Source organism: Flavobacterium sp. RSP46 (genome assembly GCF_003984825.1).
GTDB lineage: Bacteria > Bacteroidota > Bacteroidia > Flavobacteriales > Flavobacteriaceae > Flavobacterium.
Window position 1 is genome coordinate 277,837 of record NZ_RYDM01000002.1, and the last position, 21,713, is coordinate 299,549.

Annotated in this window: 17 protein-coding genes and 1 tRNA gene; 9 read left to right on the top strand and 9 right to left on the bottom strand. The window is 34.9% G+C overall.

Going from position 1 to position 21,713, the window contains the following annotated elements:
- The first annotated feature begins 11 nt into the window (after nucleotides 1-11).
- Nucleotides 12-1,361 carry a DEAD/DEAH box helicase gene (locus EKM01_RS05435; protein ID WP_126553277.1) on the top strand — a complete coding sequence of 450 codons (1,350 nt, stop codon included), beginning with the start codon at nucleotides 12-14 and terminating at the stop codon, nucleotides 1,359-1,361.
- A gap of 21 nt (nucleotides 1,362-1,382) precedes the next feature.
- Here EKM01_RS05435 and EKM01_RS05440 read toward each other — a convergent pair whose 3' ends face one another.
- Together EKM01_RS05440 and EKM01_RS05445 are read right to left on the bottom strand one after the other, a co-directional pair.
- Nucleotides 1,383-2,609 carry a multidrug effflux MFS transporter gene (locus EKM01_RS05440; RefSeq protein ID WP_126553517.1) on the bottom strand — a complete coding sequence of 409 codons (1,227 nt, stop codon included), beginning with the start codon at nucleotides 2,607-2,609 and terminating at the stop codon, nucleotides 1,383-1,385.
- Between the two features lie 187 nt (nucleotides 2,610-2,796).
- Nucleotides 2,797-3,516 (bottom strand): sulfite exporter TauE/SafE family protein, encoded by a 720-nt coding sequence (locus EKM01_RS05445; RefSeq protein ID WP_199749401.1) that lies wholly within the window; start codon nucleotides 3,514-3,516, stop codon nucleotides 2,797-2,799.
- A gap of 105 nt (nucleotides 3,517-3,621) precedes the next feature.
- Between EKM01_RS05445 and EKM01_RS05450 the strand changes: the two genes are divergently transcribed.
- Together EKM01_RS05450 and EKM01_RS05455 are read left to right on the top strand one after the other, a co-directional pair.
- Nucleotides 3,622-4,038, top strand: a complete 417-nt coding sequence (locus EKM01_RS05450; RefSeq protein WP_126563760.1) for an Lrp/AsnC family transcriptional regulator — start codon at nucleotides 3,622-3,624, stop codon at nucleotides 4,036-4,038.
- A 497-nt stretch (nucleotides 4,039-4,535) separates the two neighbouring features.
- The gene (locus EKM01_RS05455) at nucleotides 4,536-4,655 is read left to right on the top strand and encodes an SsrA-binding protein (RefSeq protein WP_197037188.1); all 120 of its coding nucleotides are present in this window, start codon (nucleotides 4,536-4,538) and stop codon (nucleotides 4,653-4,655) included.
- Between the two features lie 16 nt (nucleotides 4,656-4,671).
- Here EKM01_RS05455 and EKM01_RS05460 read toward each other — a convergent pair whose 3' ends face one another.
- Complete coding sequence (locus EKM01_RS05460; RefSeq protein WP_126561571.1) at nucleotides 4,672-5,184, bottom strand: adenine phosphoribosyltransferase; 513 nt, start codon at nucleotides 5,182-5,184, stop codon at nucleotides 4,672-4,674.
- Between the two features lie 101 nt (nucleotides 5,185-5,285).
- Here EKM01_RS05460 and EKM01_RS05465 point away from each other — a divergent pair.
- Nucleotides 5,286-5,359: transfer RNA gene (locus tag EKM01_RS05465), tRNA-Arg, on the top strand.
- Between the two features lie 173 nt (nucleotides 5,360-5,532).
- On the opposite strand, the gene EKM01_RS05470 is transcribed toward EKM01_RS05465, so the two are convergent.
- The 3 genes from EKM01_RS05470 to EKM01_RS05480 all read right to left on the bottom strand — a co-directional run bounded on the left by EKM01_RS05470 (nucleotide 5,533) and on the right by EKM01_RS05480 (nucleotide 9,390).
- Complete coding sequence (locus EKM01_RS05470; RefSeq protein ID WP_126767280.1) at nucleotides 5,533-6,153, bottom strand: L-threonylcarbamoyladenylate synthase; 621 nt, start codon at nucleotides 6,151-6,153, stop codon at nucleotides 5,533-5,535.
- 13 nt (nucleotides 6,154-6,166) lie between these two features.
- Nucleotides 6,167-8,503, bottom strand: coding sequence for an ATP-dependent helicase (locus tag EKM01_RS05475; protein WP_126561569.1), 2,337 nt, complete (start codon nucleotides 8,501-8,503; stop codon nucleotides 6,167-6,169).
- 119 nt (nucleotides 8,504-8,622) lie between these two features.
- On the bottom strand, nucleotides 8,623-9,390 hold the full coding sequence (locus EKM01_RS05480) for a TSUP family transporter (RefSeq protein WP_126576384.1): 768 nt from the start codon (nucleotides 9,388-9,390) through the stop codon (nucleotides 8,623-8,625).
- 129 nt (nucleotides 9,391-9,519) lie between these two features.
- Between EKM01_RS05480 and EKM01_RS05485 the strand changes: the two genes are divergently transcribed.
- Complete coding sequence (locus tag EKM01_RS05485) at nucleotides 9,520-10,041, top strand: hypothetical protein (RefSeq protein WP_126514826.1); 522 nt, start codon at nucleotides 9,520-9,522, stop codon at nucleotides 10,039-10,041.
- A 3-nt stretch (nucleotides 10,042-10,044) separates the two neighbouring features.
- On the opposite strand, the gene EKM01_RS05490 is transcribed toward EKM01_RS05485, so the two are convergent.
- The gene (locus EKM01_RS05490; protein ID WP_126514825.1) at nucleotides 10,045-10,944 is read right to left on the bottom strand and encodes a patatin family protein; all 900 of its coding nucleotides are present in this window, start codon (nucleotides 10,942-10,944) and stop codon (nucleotides 10,045-10,047) included.
- A gap of 50 nt (nucleotides 10,945-10,994) precedes the next feature.
- Entirely contained in the window at nucleotides 10,995-13,055 is a 2,061-nt protein-coding gene (locus EKM01_RS05495) for a M1 family metallopeptidase (RefSeq protein ID WP_126767282.1), read from the bottom strand.
- Nucleotides 13,056-13,155: 100 nt separating this feature from the next.
- On the opposite strand from EKM01_RS05495, the gene EKM01_RS05500 reads away from it, so the two are divergent.
- Complete coding sequence (locus EKM01_RS05500) at nucleotides 13,156-13,893, top strand: diphthine--ammonia ligase (RefSeq protein ID WP_126767285.1); 738 nt, start codon at nucleotides 13,156-13,158, stop codon at nucleotides 13,891-13,893.
- A gap of 416 nt (nucleotides 13,894-14,309) precedes the next feature.
- Here EKM01_RS05500 and EKM01_RS05505 read toward each other — a convergent pair whose 3' ends face one another.
- Nucleotides 14,310-14,855 carry a DUF1697 domain-containing protein gene (locus EKM01_RS05505; RefSeq protein ID WP_126767288.1) on the bottom strand — a complete coding sequence of 182 codons (546 nt, stop codon included), beginning with the start codon at nucleotides 14,853-14,855 and terminating at the stop codon, nucleotides 14,310-14,312.
- A 139-nt stretch (nucleotides 14,856-14,994) separates the two neighbouring features.
- Between EKM01_RS05505 and recG the strand changes: the two genes are divergently transcribed.
- The 3 genes from recG (at nucleotide 14,995) to EKM01_RS05520 (ending at nucleotide 21,707) form a co-directional block, all read left to right on the top strand.
- Nucleotides 14,995-17,103 (top strand): ATP-dependent DNA helicase RecG, encoded by a 2,109-nt coding sequence (recG, locus tag EKM01_RS05510; RefSeq protein ID WP_126767291.1) that lies wholly within the window; start codon nucleotides 14,995-14,997, stop codon nucleotides 17,101-17,103.
- A 377-nt stretch (nucleotides 17,104-17,480) separates the two neighbouring features.
- Nucleotides 17,481-18,551: an efflux RND transporter periplasmic adaptor subunit gene (locus tag EKM01_RS05515; RefSeq protein ID WP_126451460.1), complete on the top strand. Its 1,071-nt coding sequence runs from the start codon at nucleotides 17,481-17,483 to the stop codon at nucleotides 18,549-18,551.
- Between the two features lie 60 nt (nucleotides 18,552-18,611).
- Nucleotides 18,612-21,707, top strand: a complete 3,096-nt coding sequence (locus EKM01_RS05520; protein WP_126553296.1) for an efflux RND transporter permease subunit — start codon at nucleotides 18,612-18,614, stop codon at nucleotides 21,705-21,707.
- Nucleotides 21,708-21,713: the final 6 nt, after the last annotated feature.

The window sequence follows — 21,713 nt, forward strand, 5'->3', positions numbered from 1 at the left end:
ATTCAAAAAAAATGCCAAAACAATTCTCTGATTTAGGAATTTCAGCACCAATAGTAAAAGCGATTACCGAATTGAAAATTGTTGTACCAACAGAAATTCAGCTAAAAACGATTCCGTTACTTTTGTCAAATACAACGGATATAGTTGGACTTGCTAAAACCGGTACCGGAAAAACAGCCGCATTTGGATTGCCAATTTTACAATTAATAGATGTAAAATCACCTTTGATTCAAGCAGTAATTCTTGCACCAACTCGGGAATTAGGCCAACAAATATTTAAAAATTTAGAGTCTTTTGCCACCTTTTTGCCTGAAGTTTCCATTGCAGCAACATGCGGAGGAATTCCAATCAAACCGCAAATAGAACGCCTTGCAACACCTACACATATTGTAGTGGCAACGCCCGGAAGATTAATTGATTTAATTCAGCGCAAAGCCATAAACTTAAAAGAAACCAGATTCCTCGTGCTCGATGAAGCCGATGAAATGGTGACTATATTAAAAGAAGGCTTAGATGAAATTATTGCTGAATTGCCAGCAGCGCATAAGACTTTTTTATTCTCGGCCACCATGCCCGGAAGCATAAAACAATTGATTCAAAACTATTTGAATAAAAATGTGGTACATGTCAGTGCCAATATGGAAACAGTAGGTAATCAAGGAATTGATCATCAATACATTGTGGTAAATCCTATTGAAAAACTGGACGTTTTGATGCATTTTCTGAATTCTAAAGAGGGTGAACGCGGGATCATTTTTTGTAAAACAAAAGCAGCAGTCAACAAATTAGCTAAAAACTTGGCAATCAATAGGTTTTCTTCTGGTGCATTACACGGAAGTTTATCGCAGGGAATTAGAGACCGAATCATGGAGCAATTCCGCGAAGGACATATCAATATATTAGTCGCAACAGATTTAGCAGCAAGAGGAATTGATGTAAAAGAAATTTCTTATGTAGTCAATTATCATTTGCCTGATGTGTATGAAGCATACGTACATCGTAGCGGTAGAACTGCAAGAGCAGGAGCAAAGGGACTTTCATTGACGGTATTGCAGCCGGAAGAAGTAGTTGAAATTGCTGAATTCGAAAAAGAATTGGGAATACAATTCAAAGAATTCAAAAAACCAACTCTTGCCAGTATTGAAGAAAATAATACGTTGTTATGGGCGAAGCAAATCTTCAAGACAAAACCCAATCATGACATCGCTACAGAATTAAAAGATAAAATAAAAACAGTTTTTCATCATTTGACGAAAGACGAACTAATAGAAAAGGTCCTGGCCAATCACTTGCTTCAAGCAAAAAATGAAGTCCTTTCAAAAACGGAGAAACCAATAAAAAAACAAAAAAGAATGAATTAATTCATTCTTTTTCATAAACTGTTAATGAGCTATTACAATTTCATCACCTGAAGTTGTAATGGTTTTTTTTATGTTTCGTTTTCCGATAATTAAAATAATCAATGCCAGTATTGTTGATGTTGTCATAATCAAAACCATTGGTAACATAGAGCTTTTTACAAAAACACCAACCGCAAAAGAGGCCAAAGCACCTAATCCCAATTGAATCGCACCCATCAAGGCAGACGCGCTTCCTGCATTTCTTGAAAAAGGAGCAAGAGTCAGTCCTGCTGTATTAGGATTAGAGATTCCTAAACACGCCAAGAATAAAAACAGCATGGCGATTGTTTCATACAAACCTAAAAGATCATTGATTGCTAATGTCAGAAATAAAACACTGATTACCGACTGTGTAATTAAGGCCCCAAAAATCATTTGTTCACTGGTAAATTTCCGTAATAAAAAAGAATTAAGCTGACTGGCGCTTATAAAACTCAAAGACATAAAGGCAAAAATCCAGCCATACGTTGTACCATCTACTTTGAAAATATCCATAAATAAAATAGGAGAGGCTGCTACATACGTGAATAAACCAGAAAAAGCGATTGCTCCTGTAAACGCATAGGTGTAAAATTGAGGCACTTTAACAATGCGTATAAAATTAGAAATAATTGGTTTTGGCTTTAATGAAATAGAAGTGTCCGGTTTGAAAGTATTAGGCAAAACAATTTGAGCCGCTACAAGAATTACAATTCCCATGCACATCAGTATAAAAAATACAGTATGCCAACCGTAATAAGTAGTAACATAACCGCCTACAGTGGGTGCCAGCATTGGTGAAAGCCCTACAACCAACATCAATAAAGAAAAGACTTTAGGTATCTCTTTTACAGGAAATAAATCCCGAACCATTGACACTGAGGCTACCGTAGCAGCACAGCTCCCAACAGCCTGAATGAATCTCAGCCCTATAAAAGTATCAATATCAGTGACAAATGCGCAGCCCAAAGAGGCTAATATGTAAACCAATAATCCAATAAAGAGCGGTTTTTTTCGGCCAAAACGATCTAATAACGGACCATAAAGCAATTGTCCAGCAGAAATTCCAATAAAATAACTGGATAATGTCATGGACACATTGGCAACAGAAGTATTCAAATCTTTAGCAATTCCGGCAAAACCAGGTAAATACATATCAATTGAAAATGGGCCAAGTGCGGTAAGAGAACCTAAAATGAGGATTAATTTAATGTATTTTTTTTTGTTCATTTCGGTATTATTCATTGAAGTCGCAATTTTTAATTTTTTGCAAAGGTAAATAATTAAGATGCGAATCAAACCACTTTCCACACTAATGTGATTTATGATAATGGACAAAGAGCTGCTAAATAAAATAAATTTAGCACCGTCATTGACCAGTAATGTGATAAAAGCAGAGTCAATACAATTTCTATAATTATACTTTAAAAACCAGCAATACTCCTGATAGAAATAATAGTCCTAAAATGATTCTTTTTATAAGCGCTTCATTAAGTTTTAAATAGACTTTTTTGCCCAGAAATAAAGCAAGAATAAGAAAAGGCACAACATAGAGGGAATTGTAAATTTGGTTCATAGTAATCACGCCACCTAAAACCAAAACAGGCATTCGCATCAGCGTAACCAGGCCTAAAGTACCAAACATGGTAGCCCTAAATGTCTTTATATCGTTAGTTTCATTCTGAACAATTATTACATATAAAGGACCTCCGGTAGAAAATAAACCAGAGAAGAAACCTCCTAGAAAACCCAAAAAGTGTTTCGTTTTTTTTAAAATCACTACTTTTTTTTTGACACGAAGACTATTTAATACAAATAGGATAATAAAAACACCCAACGCCTGCTTTAAGATCAGCGGTTTTCCATAAACTAGAACCACTATTCCGGTAAGCACTCCAAAAAAGGAAGAAAAAGCAATTTTTTTTAATAAGCTTTTGTCTATATATTCCCATTCTTTATACACATAAATAGGAGAGGAGACCAAATAAAAAATAGAAAGATACGAAACGGCTTCAGATAAAGGCATGACTAGCAACAAGAAAGGTAAAGCTATTAAAGCACCGCCGAAACCGATCATAGTTTGAATAAAAAATCCTGTGAAAATTCCAATTATAAGTAGTAATAAAGTGTTATCCATGGTTCAAAAGTACTATTAGCACTATAAATATCTAAATTTAATCCATCAATAAACAAGTAATTTTCCGTTAAAAAGTTGTAATTTTAAGCATTTAAAACTTTTTTAATGGTTGATACTCTAGATTTAAAAATAATAAAGCAATTAGAAATAAACTCAAGAGCTTCCTATGTGGAAATTGGGAAACAAATTGGACTTTCACCTTCTTCCGTAAGAGAACGCATTCAAAAACTGGAGGATGCTGCTATTATACAAGGATATAAACTTCAGCTGAACAACCAAAAACTGGGATTTGGATTAGAGGTTTTTATTCTGTTCAAGTTATTTAGTGGAAAACTACAGCTGTTTTGTGATCAGCTGAAAGATTTTCCAGAGATAAATGAGGTTTTTAGAATTACTGGACCCCAAAACATTATTATGAACGTCGTTCTAGTTGATCAAATGCACCTACAACAATTTATTGATCGGCTTTTAGTTTATGGAGAGCCTACAACTCACTTGATTTTATCTGATTTAAATAAATAATATAGGATCGTCTGTTTCTTAAATCAAAAATTATTCCGTTACTATTAATAGTTTAGTTTTACGTTAGCCGCCAAAACCAAGGTAAAGCGTCGTAACACAAAGAAATACTTTAAAACCATTAAAATGGCCTATATTTAGATTAAAACAGCATAAATTATAACAAAATAATGTGATTTTAAGCTTTTGAGACGTATTTGTCTGAAATCGGAAATGGTGTCAGCCAATCGTAAAATTATTTATAGCAAAAGACTGTAAAAATGATATCCTTCATGTTAAATAATTTAAGGAAGGATTGTAATCGTTTAATGTAACTAAACAGTGTGAGTTTTTTGGTCTAAATGTACTGTGTCTTTTTTGCGCTATAATTTATATTATGTAAAATAGATTTTTTAATTATAATATAAACATAGTGTGCTTAAGAGATAAAAAAACATCACCCAATCAAAGCCCTCTTTACCCTCTTTCTTTATTTTTATCTTTTTACAAAACAAAACGATATGTATAAAATCTTGGGCCAACTCAACAAAATCATTTTACAGAGTTTCACCAAACAGGGATTGGATTTGGCTAAAGCCAAGAAATTGCAAATCGCGATTATTGCTTTAAGTATTACGTAATCACACGAACCTTAAATTAGTATGTAATTGCTACAAAAATTTCATTTCCTTTGATTTTTGTCCTTCCATTCAAGAAAGCTAATTCCATCAGGAAATTGCATTGCACGATTTCACCACCTAATTGTTCCACCAATTCACAAACTGCTCTTGCGGTTCCTCCGGTTGCCAATACATCATCGTGAATCAGAATTCGGTCTCCTTTTTGAATTGCATCAATATGGATTTCTAAAGTATCCGTTCCATATTCTAAATCATACGTTGCCGAGATGGTTTCGTAAGGCAACTTGTTCGGCTTACGAACCGGAATAAAACCAACATTTAATTCTTGTGCAATCAACATTCCAAAGAAAAATCCACGACTTTCTACTCCTATTACCTTGTCAATTTTTTTATCTTTCAAGGATTCAACCAGTATTTCAAGACATTTATTCCTTGCTTCGGGATTAATTAGTAACGGAGTGATGTCTTTAAACAAAATTCCTTCTTTAGGAAATCCCTGAATATCACGTATATACTTTTTTAATGGCATATTTTTTTGTTTTTTTACAATTTTAGACTTGCAAATTACACATTTATACTTATATTTGCACCCGCTAAGACGCCTTAATTAAGACATCAATAGCAAAAAAAGGCCTTGTGGCGCAACTGAATAGCGCACTTGATTACGGCTCAAGAGGTTACTGGTTTGAATCCAGTCAAGGTCACTTCAAAAATCCTTAAACATACTGATAATCAGTGGTTTAAGGATTTTTTACTTATAAATTTGTAGGGTTTTTGTATTATGGCTTTTTGAAGTTGGTGCTTATAGATTTGTAACTTCTTGGGAAACACAAAAATTTATGGTAAATCGGCAACTATTTTGCCAAAAATTTAAATCTTATAAAATATCTAAACTTCCTTTGCCTTCTCTAACTACAACTGGCTCATCACCTGATAAATCAATAATGGTGGATCCTATATTGTCTCCATAACCTCCATCAATAACTAAATCAACCAGGTTTTGCCATTTCTCAAAAATTAGTTCCGGATCCGTGGTATATTCTATCACATCATCTTCATCATGAATTGAGGTAGAAACAATAGGATTCCCTAATACTTTAACTATTTCTAGAGCAATCGCATTGTCTGGAACCCGAATTCCAACGGTTGTTTTCTTTTTAAATTCTTTAGGCAAGCTATTATTTCCAGGTAAAATAAAAGTATACGGCCCTGGCAACGCTCTTTTTAATAATTTGAAAGTTGCTGTGTCTATCTGCTTCACATAATCCGATATGTTGCTTAGATCATGGCAAACAAAAGAAAAATTAGCTTTATCCAGCTTTACTCCTTTTATTCTCGCTATGCGTTCCAATGCTTTGGTATTGGTAATATCACAACCCAAACCATAAACAGTATCCGTGGGATAGATCACTAAACCACCTTCTTTTAAAACCTTAACTACTTTGGCAATTGCTGCTTCGTTAGGTTTGTCTTCGTATATTTTTATAAATTGAGCCATTTTTTTTAGTTTTTCATCCAATAATATCCAGCTTAGCAAAACGCAACAGTAATTTCTTTATTCCGCCTACTTCAAATTTGATTTCGGCTTTTTTGTCGGCTCCCACTCCTTCAAGGTTTAACACTTCGCCTTTCCCAAAACGTTCGTGCATCACTATATTACCAGCAACCAGTTTATTATCGAATAAATTAGCACTTCCTGAAGCAGCATTATTACTAACAGGTTTCAATTTACGAATATTTATATCCGATTTAGGTTCATTATCTGTATTATATTTGGTCGGCGGGGTTCCGTTAGCTGGTTTTGCCAGACGCAATCTAGATTTATCTACATCACCAAAAATATCGCTATCAATCATTGGTTTATACCTGTAATTATTTTCAGGAGGTGTAATGTATTCCAGATATTGACTATCGATTTCCTCAATAAAACGCGACGGTTCACTATCAGTCAATTTTCCCCAACGGTATCGTGATTGTGCATAGGTCAAATACGCCTGTTGCTCTGCACGGGTCAAAGCCACATAAAACAAGCGGCGTTCTTCTTCTAGTTCGCTTCTCGTGCTCATACTCATGGCACTCGGGAACAAATCTTCTTCCATTCCCACTACAAAAACATGAGGAAATTCTAATCCTTTAGCTAAGTGAATGGTCATCAACGCCACGCGGTCTTCATCACTGGTGTCTTTGTCTAAATCAGTTGCCAGAGCCACATCTTCCATAAATTCAGACAAAGCGCCACGAGCTCCATCCACTTCTTTTTGGCCATCTGTAAAATCCTTAATACCGTTTAGTAATTCCTCAATATTCTGAATTTTAGCCATTCCTTCCGGTGTAGCATCTTTTTTTAATTCCTGAATTAATCCTGTTTTTTTGGCAACATGATCCGCTAAATAAAACGCATCCTGATTTTCATTTATAGCCTGAAAACTCTGAATCATCGTAACAAAATCTAATAGTTTTTGCTTGGTTCCGGAATTCAGTTTTAAATCAATTCGCTCTATGTTTTGCATCACTTCAAACATCGAACGTTTGTAGTGATTGGCTGCAATGGTTAGTTTTTCGATTGTTGTATTCCCAATCCCACGTGCCGGATAATTAATTACCCGAACTAAAGCTTCTTCATCTTTTGGATTAATAACCAATCGTAAATAACACAAAACATCCTTGACTTCTTTTCTTTGATAGAAAGAAAGTCCACCATAAATCCGGTACGGAATATCTCTTTTTCTAAGCGCATCTTCCATAGCCCGGGATTGTGCATTGGTCCGGTACAAAATGGCAAACGCACCGTTAGGCATTTGATTTTGCATTTTTTGCTCCCAAATCGTACTGGCTACAAAACGGCCTTCTTCGTTGTCTGTTAAACTGCGGTGAACCTTTATTTTGGGACCAGAATCATTGGCGGTCCAAACGATTTTGTCCAGTTTTACTTTATTTTTATCAATAATAGTGTTTGCTGCTTCAACAATATTCTTTGTCGAACGGTAATTTTGTTCTAGTCTGAAGGTTTTTACGCCTTCATAATCTTTCTGGAAATTCAGTATATTATTGATGTTTGCACCACGAAACGCATAAATACTTTGTGCATCATCGCCGACCACACAAATATTCTGAAATTTATCGGATAAAGCCCGAACAATAAGATATTGCGAGTGATTTGTATCTTGGTACTCATCTACCAAAATATAGCGAAAACGGTTTTGATATTTGGCCAGAACTTCCGGAAAACGAGTCAGTAATTCATTGGTTTTTAATAACAAATCATCAAAATCCATGGCGCCTGCTTTAAAACATCGGTCCACATAATTTTGATAAATTTCGCCCATTCGAGGTTTTTTAGACATTGCATCCGCTTCTTGCAAATCAGGATCATTAAAATATGCTTTTACCGTAATCAAACTGTTTTTGAAATTTGAAATTCGGCTTAAAACCTGTTTGGGTTTGTACACATCACGATCCAGTTGCATTTCCTTGATTATTCCGGAAATGGCACGCAATGAATCCTGAGAATCATATATGGTAAAGTTTGAAGGATAACCAAGATGTTCAGCTTCTGAGCGTAAAATTCGAGCAAAAACCGAGTGAAATGTTCCCATCCAAAGATTTTTTGCCTCTCCGGCTCCCACGATATCCGAAATTCTTTTTTTCATTTCTCGGGCCGCTTTATTGGTAAAAGTAAGCGATAAGATACTAAACGCATCAACACCCTGACTCATCAAATAAGCAATTCTGATAGTCAACACCCTCGTTTTACCGGAACCTGCACCCGCAATAATTATCATGGGTCCGTCTTTTTGCAAAACGGGTTCACGTTGGGCTTCATTAAGTTGATCGATATATTTGTGCATGGAAATTTTTAAGTTTTATTATGCAAAAATAGCGATTTTGAATGAGGTTTTCAGTACCAAAAAACAACAATTGGCTAATTCATTTTGCGACTCTTCTTAATAAGATATTCTTGTATTTATTATCTCAAAAATACATCGTACGCAAAACGGATTAAAGTCCCAACAACTACAACTAGAAAAAAAATCCGAATAAAACTATTTCCCTTGTTAATGGCTATTTTTGCTCCAATCCATCCGCCTAACGCATTGCTGGCAGCCATGGGTAGTGCAATTGCCCAAATAATTTTTCCTTTTAAAATAAACAAACATATAGAACCAAAGTTTGTCGCCAGATTCACCATTTTCGCATTTGCGGAAGCGTGCAAAAAATCGAAACCCATAATGGCAATAAAAGCCACAACCAAAAAACTTCCGGTTCCCGGTCCGATAAATCCATCATATAAACCAACTACAAAACTGATTCCGATAGCATTACAAATTTGAGTTCTTGGGGAATGATTTTTTTCAATATGTTGTCCAAAATTTTTCTTGGCGTACGTGTAAACAACTAAAAAAGAAAGAACCACCAATAATAACGGTTTCATGAAATCATTGCTCACATACGTCAATAAAGTAGAACCCAAAAATGCCGATGGAAAGGCCAAAAGCATCATAATCGACAATAGTTTCCAGTTCATATCTACCTTTTTCAGATATTGATACGCTGCAAAGGAAGTACCACTAAAAGCAGGAACTTTTAAGGTTCCAATTACGGTTGCAACAGGAAGATTCGGTAATAAAACCAATCCCATGGGCGTTTGTATTAATCCGCCACCTCCAACAATTGCATCAATAAATCCAGCAGCAAAGGCCGCAATACAAAGTAAAGCCAAAACGTAAGTCTCCATCATAGTATTCAATTAAAATATTCTTATTACGAACAACAAAAATAGCATTCGGTTTCATTTATTGCTATTAAATAGAAATTGATTTATACTCAAAAAAGTATATTTTTGCTAAATAATTTTCACATCAAAATGGATTCTACAAAAATCATAGAAATTCTGGGCTACACAATACCTTCCCTAATTACTGGAGGTGTTGCTTATTATTTATTTAACGCTTATTTCAAAGACCAACAAAATACAAGACGCTGGTTATTACAAAAAGACGCTCAAAAAGACTTATTGCCTCTGCGCTTGCAGGCTTATGAGCGTATGGCTTTGTTTATGGAACGGATCAATCCTTCAAAACTTTTAGTTCGAATTACCCCTCTTTCAGAAGATAAAAACGAGTATCGCAATTTTGTAATTGCACAAATCGAACAAGAGTATGAACACAATTTAGCACAGCAAATCTACATTTCGGATGAGTGTTGGTCCATTATTGTTACAGCCAAAAATGCAACCATTCAAATGATTCGTTTGGCAACAACTAATGAAAGAGTAAAAGACGCAAATAGTTTGCGGGAAATTATCATTGAAGATTTATTAGAGAAACCTTCTCCAAGCACTGCAGCATTGGCTTATATTAAAAACGAAGTGGGACAATTGTGGTAAGAGTTATTTTATATCACTCATAATTTCACTTTTAGTCAATGCGTATTCGTAACCTTGTTTCCACCATTTTTTCATTTCTGTTTTGTTAAAAAAAAGCGCATTATCAGTCAAATGCGTTGGAGTATAATAAAAATTTATGGTTACATTATTATTCTTTGCTGCCAAAAGACCAATGGCAATGTCCTTTTTCTTTACCTGTTCGAGAACAGTCCCAAATAAATTTACCAATAAAGAGAAAGGGTTTCTACTGATAATTTTTTTACTAATTTGGGTTTCTGTTTGCAAGATAATAACATCAATTTCTGTTGCTCCTCGATTTATGGCTTCTCGAATTGGTACTAAATTGGTAAATCCACCATCGCCATAATCACTTCCTTTTTTATTAACCAAACTCATGAAGGGAAGATAATTACATGAAATCCAGATCCAATCACAAAACTCAGAATATTCAAAATCTTTAATTGACTTGTACTCCACTTCATTAGTGCTCAAATTGGAAACGGTAATGATAACATCTTTGCTCCCGGCTTTTAACTCTTTAAACTCTTCACGAGTAATGGATTTTCGAATTAATTTTCTCAAACTATAACTTTCTCCAAAAGTCTTACTCCCTCTGATGAGATTGATTAGTACATTAAAATGGTTTATCGAAATAACAAATACCCCATTTTTATTTTTTACAAAAAAAGGACGTCTACTAAAAATACTGGACTGATTTACAGAGGTAAAAATTTCTTTTATTTTTTCAATTTTATTTAAAGCCAAATGAGGAATCAGCAAACTTCCAGTTGAAGTTCCGACGAAAAGATCATATTTATCGGCTTCTTTTTCTAAAAGAAATTCTGCTACCCCGCCTGCAAATGCTCCTTTACTACCACCCCCTGAAATGACTAATGCTTTCATCTATTTTATATTGAAATAATAAATCTTATATTATTATCTCGTTAAAGTAATTAAAAAATCAATCTTTTCAATTGAAATTGCTCCTTTTCAATCAAATTTGGTAAAATCCTTTCGAATGAAAGCTGCATTTCTTTGTTTTTTAGCAAGGTTCTAATGTTGTCTCTCGCAAATTTTGAAAACTGCCACATTTGATGTGTTGATGCATTGATCAAGTTTTTCAAAACCGTGTCGTTTATTATTCCAAAAGTAAGAAGATTTTCCAAAGCATTTTGGCGTGTTGTCGCTTCATAAATTGAAGAAGAATAATTCACCAATTCCGTGATTAAATCCGTTTTGTCTGATGCATAATCTGGACTTGACAAGGCTAAGCTAAGCCACAAGGTTTTAAGATTATAATCATTAAAACCAATCCAGTCTTTGGATTTATCCAAATAAAGAGAGCGATATTCGGGGAAATTATTCCATAAATGATACAACGCTATTTCTTGGGTTTGATAGGAATGATCATCGAGTAAAGTCTCATATTGCAAACGGAAATCTTCGGGTATTTTAGTCAAAGTACTAGCTACTGCCTGACGCACTTGGAGATTTTCAGTTGTTAAAGCCAATGCCAGAAGTTCTTTTTTATCTTCCCATTTTTCATTTTTTAATTGATTTAAAATAACTTCTTTTACCAAAAAATAGACGTCAGATTGCATTGTTTTTTCAAGAAAATCTTTTTTCTCTGACAACGGTTTGTTTTTTAATTTATCGACTTCAAACAACGCCTGAATTGATTTGTTTTTAAGCAATAAACTATTGGCTTGTTGTGTATTGAAAGCAGTAGTTTCAAGCCATACTTCACTAAAATTATCTAAATCATAACTTGATACTTTTTTGATTTCAGCAAAAAAATCTGTTGTATTCACATTTTGAAATGCATTTTTTTCCAAATAACTTTTTACCGCTTTTTTAAACGCCTTATCCCCTATTTCTTTGTGTAAAACAAAAAGTGCCCAAGCTCCTTTTTGATAAAAAGTCAATGAACTGGCTTTGGCATTCAAAACCGGAATGCTATCCGTTCTGGAAGCGTATTTTAATTGTGATGCCGACTCATATAATTTGGAATAAAAATAATCTTCTCCATAGATTTCCTTTTCGGCCAGCAACGCATAATAGGTCGCAAAACCTTCTTGTAACCAATGATGCTTGCTGCTTTCGGCAGTGACTAAATTCCCAAACCACTGATGCGCTAATTCATGCGCATTGACATTCGTGTAACTTCTGTCTTCAAAACCTGTAGAATCCACCACATAACGCATGTTGAAAAGCGTTGCTGATGTATTTTCCATTCCGGCATACAAGAAATCTCGAACAGGTGCTTGTTTGTAAATTTCCCAAGGATACTTCACTCCTATTTCCTTTTCTAAGAAATCAAACATTTTTTTAGAGTTGCGATAGGTTGGTTCAAATTTGGAAACGTCTTTTAGTCCCAAATACATTTCTAAAGGAATTCCAGAATTTGATTTCTCGATTTTTTTTTCAAATTTACCGATGGTAAGCATCAATAAATAAGAACTCATTGGTTTTTGCATTTGGTATTGCCAAACCGAAAGTCCATCAAATCCAGATTTAAATCTCAAAGTTCCATTTGAAATTACCTGATATTCTTTTTTGAATATAATATTCAAATTGAAAACCACTTTTTCATTGACATCATCAAAACTCGGAAACCAATGACTGGTATATTTTCCTTGTCCTTGCGTCCAAATTTGTAAATTATCATTTGCTTCTGAACCCACGAAATACATCGTTTGTTTTGGCTTTGCCAAATACTGAAAAGTCAGGTTGTTTTTTCCATTTGTGAATGGAAATATAATTTGTAATTGTGTCTCAGTATTGCGAAAATTAATCGGTTTTCCGTTCAGTTTTACATCTGAAAATTCTATGTTTTGGGCATCAATTTTAATGGTATCTATAGATTTCAAAACATTAAAATCATAATTAACATCACCAGAAACAGTTCTTTCAATTGGATTTATTACAATTTTCCCTAAAACTGATTTAAAATCAACAAATTGGGTTTGTTGGGCGAATGTGAACGTGGAAATAAAAAAGAATAGGTATTTCATTATGATACATTTAATACTGTAATTTTCAAAGTTACGAAGGTTTCGCAAACTAAACCGCCAAATTTTGTAAGTTTGACTCCAGAAAAAACATGAAAATACATTGAAAAAGATAGCACTATTTAACTGGAGCAGCGGTAAAGATTCGGCTCTCGCCTTGTACAAAACATTACAAAATCCCGAAATTGAAATTGCTTGTTTACTCACAAGTGTAAACCAACAATATCAGCGTATTTCAATGCACGGTGTTAGAGTTGGATTATTGCAGCAACAAGCCGAAAGCATTGGATTACCGCTTGAAATTATGCTAATTCCCGAAATGCCCACGATGGAAGTCTACGAAAATGTGATGCGGGAAACATTGGCAAAACTAAAAAACCAAGGTGTTACACATTCGATTTTTGGTGATATTTTTCTGGAAGATTTACGAAAATACAGAGAAGACAAACTAGCCGAAATAGATTTTGAGGGGATTTTTCCGCTGTGGAAAATTCCGACTCTCGAACTCATTCAAGAATTTATAGGCTTAGGCTTTAAAACGATTGTAGTTTGTGTAAACGAACGATTTTTAAATAAAAGCTTTGTTGGTCGTGTTATCGACCAAGATTTCATCAATGATTTACCTGAAAATGTAGACGTTTGTGGCGAAAACGGCGAATTTCATACTTTTACTTTTGATGGACCTATTTTTTCCAAACCAATTGATTTCGAAATAGGAGAAGTTGTATACCGAAAATACGAAAAACCAGAAAAAGAAGATTCCTCGGATACCGCTTGCGACACGAGTGCTTCAGATGCATTTGATTTTGGTTTTTGGTATTGTGATCTGGTTGAAAAATAATCTATTTAATGGCTAATAAATTCAGCATTTTAGGATGAACTTCACTTTTATAATTAGGGTTTAAAAACAGAAAAAGAGCACCAAAAGTTTTTCAACTCCTGAGTTCTCTTTCGCAAAAATGCTACATAATCCTAAATTAACCAAAACTAAACCTTATGAAAATGTTCAATAAGCACTTATAAATTTACTTTTTTAACTAAAATTGTATTTGACTTCGCTTACACAGATATTTTTAAAATGATTCTTCCTGTAAAAGGTTGCGTCAAATTATAAATATTTTATTTCTAAAGTTAAAAATAGATTCTGAAACATCCTTGTTTTGACTCTAAAAAAATACCGCTAATTCGCAAATTTCAAATGGATGATAACATTTGAAAATTAGCGAATTAGCGGTTATACTAGATTTTAAAGTCTTATTATCTTTCCTCGTAAAGTTTCAGTAATTGCGTCACAGTATTCCAATTGCGGATTGTTGCAATAACGTTTAGTTTCTTCTCGATGTATTTTTGATCGAATCGGGTTTTTCCGGCGCCAACAGCATATTTTATAAAAATTCTGCTGCCGTCAATACTGGCTTCATCCGGTTTGAACTGACTTATTCTCAAATCATTCATACTGCTACTTTGTAACGTAGTCGAAATAAAAGCCACATATAACTTCTTAGTATCAATATCTTTTTCCTTCAAGAAAGGATTATTCTTGAAACATGCTTCTAAATCTGCAGAGCTAATGACTACAACCGGCACTTCATGACCAAAAGCCTTGAAAATTTCCTGTTTTATTTTGAATCCAACAGCAGCTGAACTTTCTTCTTCTGTATCTACAAAAACATTTCCCGATTGAATATACGTTTGTACATTTTGAAAACCAATGGCTTCCAAAGTCGCTTTTAGTGCCTCCATTTTTATCATACTATGACCGGAAACATTTATGCCACGGAGTAATGCGAGATGAGTTGTCATTTATTACTTTTTTTTACGAAGGTATTGCGTTTGGTGTTAATTTCACAATTAAGTTAAGTTTTAACTTTACATTTTTAATAAAGCATTTTAGAATCAATTACACTTTCCAAATTTCCAAACAAAAAACTATCTTCGCACTATGCAACAAAACCTCCTACTCACTCCCATCGAATACTTGAAAGGCGTTGGTCCCAATCGGGGCGAATTGCTTCGTAAGGAATTGGGAATTTATAAGTACGTGGATTTGGTTAATTTTTTTCCAAATAGATACATAGACAGAACGCGATATTACAAGATTAACGAACTGCAAAATAATAGTGCCGAAGTTCAGATTATCGGTAAAATTATCAACATCAAAACTGTAGAATTTGGCAAAAACCAAAAACGATTGGTAGCGACTTTTGTAGATGATACAGGACAAATGGAACTCGTTTGGTTTCAAGGTCACAAATGGATTCGGGAAAGTTTAAAGCTCAATGAAATGTGTGTTGTTTTTGGGAAATGCACCTCTTTTGGAAATGCGTTCAACATGGCGCATCCCGAAATTGAATTGATGACAGAGCATGAACAAAGTCTGCGTTCAGCGATGCAACCCGTGTATCCTTCGACAGAAACTTTGACTAATCGCGGAATTTCAAACCGGGTGATTAATAAACTGATGCAGCAATTGTTTCTGGAAACACAAGCGTTATTCACGGAAACTTTACCGGATTATTTGATTAACGAATTGAAGCTGATTCCTAAAAAAGCGGCTTTATTCAACATTCATTTTCCAAAAAGTTCTGATGTTTTAGCAAAAGCCAAATTCCGATTAATATTCGAAGAATTGTTCTTTATTCAGTTGCAATTAATCACGAAGAATCTCATCCGAAAACATAAAATAAAAGGACATCCGTTTACAACTGTAGGCGAAAACTTCAATGATTTTTATCAGCATCATTTGCCTTTTCAACTGACAAATGCTCAAAAAAGAGTGATAAAGGAAATCCGAACCGATATGGGAAGCAACGCCCAAATGAACCGATTGCTGCAAGGCGATGTAGGTTCCGGAAAAACAATTGTGGCTTTTATGAGCATGCTTTTGGCGCTTGATAATGGCTTCCAAGCCTGCTTGATGGCACCAACAGAAATCCTCGCCAATCAGCATTTTATCGGTTTATCCGAATTGGCCGAAACTTTAAATATAAATATCCGAATCCTAACAGGTTCCACCAAAATAGCTCAACGCCGAATTATCCATGAAGAACTGGAAAACGGAACGTTACATATCCTCATCGGAACGCATGCTTTACTAGAAGATAAAGTAAAATTCAAGAATTTAGGACTGGCTGTAATTGATGAGCAACATCGTTTTGGCGTAGAGCAACGCTCTAAATTATGGAAGAAAAATGTGATTCCGCCACACGTTCTGGTAATGACCGCCACGCCTATTCCCCGCACTTTGGCGATGAGTTTGTATGGCGATTTAGACATTTCAGTAATTGATGAACTGCCTCCGGGACGAAAACCGATTCAGACCGTACATCGTTTTGACAGCAACCGTTTGAAGGTTTGGAAATTCCTTCGGGACGAAATCGCTTTGGGTCGCCAAATCTATATTGTGTATCCGCTCATCCAGGAATCGGAGAAAATGGATTTCAAGGATTTAATGGACGGTTACGAAAGTGTTTCCAGAGATTTCCCATTGCCACAGTATTCGATTTCAATTTTGCACGGAAAGATGAAACCAGCGGAAAAGGATGCAGAAATGAAACGCTTTTCAGAAGGGAAAACTAATATTATGGTCGCAACAACTGTAATTGAAGTTGGCGTGAATGTTCCTAATGCCAGCGTGATGATTATTGAAAGTGCGGAACGTTTTGGATTGTCGCAACTCCATCAGCTTCGAGGTCGCGTGGGGCGTGGTGCGGAGCAAAGTTATTGCATCCTGATGACAAGTCACAAATTGAGTTCTGACAGTAAAACCCGAATGGAAACGATGGTGCAAACAAACGATGGTTTCGAAATTGCGGAAGTCGACTTGAAGCTTCGTGGTCCGGGTGATTTGATGGGAACACAACAAAGCGGCGTACTGAATCTTCAAATTGCCGATTTAGTTCGAGACAGAGATACTTTGGCTTTAGCCAGAAATTATGCTTTAAAACTTCTGAAAGAAGATGCAGGGATGCAAAAACCGGAGCATACCGCTTTGAGAGCCGTTTTTATCGAAATGACAAAAAAGAAAAACATCTGGAATTATATTAGCTAACCTAAATTCTTATTTTGAGAATAATGTTCAACTTTTGTTTTTGATTAAAACAAAAACGGTGAGAAGTTGATATTTTATCTTGCTAACGTAATTTTTGATCGTATGTACTTTTTAATTTAGTTTCGTTAAATACTATTTTTTCTATTATCAATTAAACCATTTCCGTTTTTTGTAGTCATACAATCTAATGAGTTTCCGAAAACATTTTTTTTAATGCTATATTTCTAAAATATTTAGAATTCAGAAACGTATTTTTTACGGACAAGACATTTGTATGTACAAACGTTAAATAAAAATTAACACCTCAATTAATTCATTTCTAAAACCTAAATTTGTCTTTAACTAAAAAAACTGAGACCTAATCTTACTTAATAACTATGAAAATTAAATACCTAGTTTATGCCTTGTTAACAATTGGAATCATTGGATTTATTGGTTACCGAATAAAAGAAAACAAAAGTAAAAGTGGCGATTCAAAAGATCAATCAGGAAACATCAAATCAATGAATGTCAGTGGAATTATTGTAGAGCCACAAACGTTTGATAATAATTTATCGTTATCTGGTTCTATTGAAGCCAATGAACAGGTTGAAATCCGGAGTGAAGTTTCAGGAATTGTTGAACGAATTTATTTTGAGGAAGGAAGTAGCGTTAGCAAAGGTCAAGTACTTTTTAAAGTGAATGATTTAGAGTTAAGAGCCCAATTGAGACAAGCATCTACTCGAGAAGGATTAGCTTCAGAAAATGCAAGAAGAGCACAATTATTACTTCAAAAAGAAGCCATTAGCCAGGAAGAATATGATTTAGCCCGAGCGGATCTAAAATCAGCAGAAGCCCAAACTCAGTTGATTCAAGTTCAAATTGCCAAAACATCTGTACGAGCGCCCTTCTCAGGAAAAATTGGTTTGCGTTCTATTTCTCCGGGGATTTATATTACACCTTCCATGTTGATTGCAAATCTTGTGAACACCAGCAAGCTAAAAATAACTTTTTCGATTCCTGAAAAATATGCTACACAAATTAAGAAAAACACCTCTTTACACTTTACAGTAGCCGGATCTAATAAAAAATATAGCGCTATGATTTATGCTATTGAGCCAAGAGTGTCTGTAGCTACCAGAACCATACAAGTACGAGCATTAGCAGAAAACAAAGACGGTAACTTATTACCGGGACTTTTTGCCGATGTAGAAATGCCTTTGGATATTATCAAAGATGCGATCTTAGTCCCAACAGAAGCGATCATTCCGGTTCAAAACGGTAAAAAAGTTTTTATTTCCAGTGGAGGAAAAGCAAAGCAAGTGATGGTCGAAACCGCCACCAGAACGGATGCTTCCATCTTAGTACTTTCAGGACTTAAGGCGGGTGATACTTTATTGACCAGTGGTATTATGTCCTTAAAAAATGATGTTCCTGTAAAAGTAACTGTCGCTAAAAATAATATTTAAGGTCAATACCCTTAAAATTAAATCCCTTTGTTTATTGGGATTAAAAACTAAATTAAAACAATGAGTTTATCAACTTTAAGTATCAAAAGACCTGTATTAACTATAGTAATGAACCTTTCCATTGTGTTATTTGGAATAATTGGATATAGTTTTTTGGGAGTCCGGGAATTTCCTTCTATTGATCCTGCGCAAATTTCGATTCGAACCAATTATGCCGGAGCAAATGCGGATATTATTGAGTCACAAATTACCGAGCCTATAGAAAAAGCAATCAATTCTATTGAAGGAATTCGAAATATTACTTCGTCGAGTACCCAAGGAAACAGCAGCATAACCATTGAATTTAATTTAGGTAAGGATCTTGAAGCTGCCGCAAATGATGTCCGGGATAAAGTATCTCAGGCAGTACGAAATTTGCCAGAAGACATTGATTCCCCTCCTGTTGTCTCTAAAGCAGATGCCGATAGTCGTGCCATTATTTCGATGACAGTTCAAAGTGATTCCAGAAATTCCCTAGAATTAAGTGATTATGCTGAAAATGTTATTGCCCAAAGATTAGAAACAATCCCTGGAGTCAGTGGAGTTCAAATTTGGGGACAACAGAGATTTGCCATGCGTTTATGGATTGATCCTGTCAAATTAGCCGCTTACGGATGTTCCGTAGCCGAAGTTAGAGATGCCTTAAATCAACAAAATGTAGAACTCCCTTCTGGAAAAATAACGGGCAATAATACGGAATTAACAGTAAAAACAGTTGGAAATTTATCTACAGCCGAAGAGTTCAATAATATTATCATTCGTTCCGAAGGAGCAAAAACGGTTCTTTTTAGTGATATAGGTACAGCGGTTTTAGGACCTGAAAATCTGGAAACAAAAATGACGCAATCCGGTTTACCGTTAGTGGGTGTAGCTATAGTTCCGCTTCCTGGTGCAAATTATTTAGATATTTCTAAAGAATTCTACAAAGAATATGATAAATTAAAAAAGGATTTACCCAAAGATATTAAATTAAACATTGTTATTGACAGCACTATTTTTGTAAAAAAATCCGTTATTGAAGTGGCTGAAACCTTATTGATTTCTATCATTCTGGTAATTCTGATCATTTATTTATTCTTTAGAGATTGGGCTATTGCCATTAGACCCTTAATTGACATACCGGTTTCGCTAATTGCTACGTTCTTCATCATGTATCTTTTTGGTTTCTCGATAAATGTGCTGACTTTATTAGCTATTGTTCTTGCTACAGGGCTGGTCGTTGATGATGGAATTGTTGTCACGGAAAATATTTTTAAGAAGGTCGAAGAAGGGATGTCTCCAATTGAGGCAGCTATAAAAGGCTCTAATGAGATCTTTTTTGCTGTAATCTCGATTTCAATTACTTTAGCAGCCGTATTTTTACCGGTAATTTTTCTGGAAGGATTTGTTGGGCGGCTATTTCGGGAGTTTGGCGTTGTCATAGGAGCCGCAGTATTAATTTCGGCTTTTGTCTCATTAACATTAACACCTATGTTAAATGCCTATTTGATGAAAGGCGGGGAACAAAAAAAATCAAAATTCTATATTTATTCGGAACCATTTTACCAAAGATTGAATAGTGGTTATGCCAGTGCATTAAGTACTTTTATGAAACGAAAATGGATCAGTTTTCCCATTCTTATAGCTTGTTTTGGATTAATATATGTATTTTTTAATTTATTGCAAAAAGAAACTGCACCTTACGATGACCGTAGTGCTCTTGTTATGAGAATGACAACTCCTGAGGGTTCGTCCTACGAATACACGGACCGCTTTATGCAAGAATTATCACAATTAGTAGATGATTCTATTCCGGAAAAAAAGGTTGCTTTAGTAATTACATCACCGGGTTGGGGTTCCTCCTCTGTAAATAGTGGAATGATTCGAATGGCACTCTCAGAAACAGGGGAACGAGAAAAATCTCAAAAGGAAATTGCAGAAAAATTAAACCGATTAACAAAAAAATATCCCGAAATTAAGACTTCAGTTATTGAAGAACCTACTATTGCAGTAAACAGACGTGGAGGTCTACCGATTGAATACATTATTCAGGCACCTAATTTTAAACAATTAGAAAAAAAGATTCCTGAATTTATGGATGAGGCTGCCAAAAACCCTACGTTTTCGGTTACCGATGTAAACCTAAAATTTAACAAACCCGAAATCAATGTTACTATTGATCGGGAAAAAGCGAAAAGTTTAGGTATATCTGTTATGGATATTGCACAAACCTTACAACTTTCTTTGAGCGGACAGCGTTTTGGTTATTTTATGCGCAATGGAAAACAATATCAGGTCATTGGACAATTTGAACAAGAAGATCGATCCAAACCTTTGGATTTAACTTCTATGTATGTAAAAAATAGTAGTGGAGAATTAATCCAAATGGATAATGTTGTTAGTATTCAAGAACAGAGCAATCCGCCACAATTGTACCACAATAACCGATACATGTCAGCCACTGTAACTGCCGGATTAGCACCGGGAAAAAGTATCAGTGATGGAATTGATGCTATGAATGAAATTAAAGCGAAAGTACTTGACGACACTTTTACCACTGATTTAGGGGGCGAATCCAGGGATTATGTAGAGAGTAGTTCTAATACCTCTTTTGCTTTTGGATTGGCTTTACTGTTAATATTTTTGATTCTGGCAGCACAATTTGAGAGTTTTATCGATCCTTTAATTATTATTTTGACAGTTCCAATGGCTGTTGCAGGTGCTTTATTCTCCCTTTGGTTGTTTGATCAGACGTGGAATATTTTTAGCCAAATTGGAACGGTAATGCTTATTGGATTAGTCACGAAGAATGGGATTTTGATAGTTGAGTTTGCCAATAAACTGAGAGAAGAAGGAAAACCAAAACTGGAGGCTATTTTAGAAGCTTCTGAATCCAGACTTCGTCCTATTTTAATGACTAGTTTAGCTATTTCATTGGGAGCTTTGCCTATTGCCTTATCTTTAGGAGAAGCATCTACCAGTAGAATTGGAATGGGAGTTGTCATTGTTGGCGGAACAATTTTCTCTTTAATTCTAACTTTATTTGTAATCCCTGCCATGTACTTAATGTGGTCTAAAGCTCGAAAACATTATCCTGAATTTGATCATATTGAAGAATATGAAAAAGAAGTTCGATAATTTGAA

What these genes read in the sequence shown, in the direction of transcription:
- EKM01_RS05490 (WP_126514825.1), bottom strand. Translation starts at nt 10,944, where the DNA reads ATGAAAGCATTAGTCATTTCAGGGGGTGGTAGTAAAGGAGCATTTGCA.
- EKM01_RS05475 (WP_126561569.1), bottom strand. Translation starts at nt 8,503, where the DNA reads ATGCACAAATATATCGATCAACTTAATGAAGCCCAACGTGAACCCGTT.
- recG (WP_126767291.1), top strand. Translation starts at nt 14,995, where the DNA reads ATGCAACAAAACCTCCTACTCACTCCCATCGAATACTTGAAAGGCGTT.
- EKM01_RS05450 (WP_126563760.1), top strand. Translation starts at nt 3,622, where the DNA reads ATGGTTGATACTCTAGATTTAAAAATAATAAAGCAATTAGAAATAAAC.
- EKM01_RS05485 (WP_126514826.1), top strand. Translation starts at nt 9,520, where the DNA reads ATGGATTCTACAAAAATCATAGAAATTCTGGGCTACACAATACCTTCC.
- EKM01_RS05460 (WP_126561571.1), bottom strand. Translation starts at nt 5,184, where the DNA reads ATGCCATTAAAAAAGTATATACGTGATATTCAGGGATTTCCTAAAGAA.
- EKM01_RS05495 (WP_126767282.1), bottom strand. Translation starts at nt 13,055, where the DNA reads ATGAAATACCTATTCTTTTTTATTTCCACGTTCACATTCGCCCAACAA.
- EKM01_RS05440 (WP_126553517.1), bottom strand. Translation starts at nt 2,609, where the DNA reads ATGAACAAAAAAAAATACATTAAATTAATCCTCATTTTAGGTTCTCTT.
- EKM01_RS05480 (WP_126576384.1), bottom strand. Translation starts at nt 9,390, where the DNA reads ATGGAGACTTACGTTTTGGCTTTACTTTGTATTGCGGCCTTTGCTGCT.
- EKM01_RS05435 (WP_126553277.1), top strand. Translation starts at nt 12, where the DNA reads ATGCCAAAACAATTCTCTGATTTAGGAATTTCAGCACCAATAGTAAAA.
- EKM01_RS05470 (WP_126767280.1), bottom strand. Translation starts at nt 6,153, where the DNA reads ATGGCTCAATTTATAAAAATATACGAAGACAAACCTAACGAAGCAGCA.
- EKM01_RS05520 (WP_126553296.1), top strand. Translation starts at nt 18,612, where the DNA reads ATGAGTTTATCAACTTTAAGTATCAAAAGACCTGTATTAACTATAGTA.
- EKM01_RS05455 (WP_197037188.1), top strand. Translation starts at nt 4,536, where the DNA reads ATGTATAAAATCTTGGGCCAACTCAACAAAATCATTTTACAGAGTTTC.
- EKM01_RS05515 (WP_126451460.1), top strand. Translation starts at nt 17,481, where the DNA reads ATGAAAATTAAATACCTAGTTTATGCCTTGTTAACAATTGGAATCATT.
- EKM01_RS05445 (WP_199749401.1), bottom strand. Translation starts at nt 3,516, where the DNA reads ATGGATAACACTTTATTACTACTTATAATTGGAATTTTCACAGGATTT.
- EKM01_RS05505 (WP_126767288.1), bottom strand. Translation starts at nt 14,855, where the DNA reads ATGACAACTCATCTCGCATTACTCCGTGGCATAAATGTTTCCGGTCAT.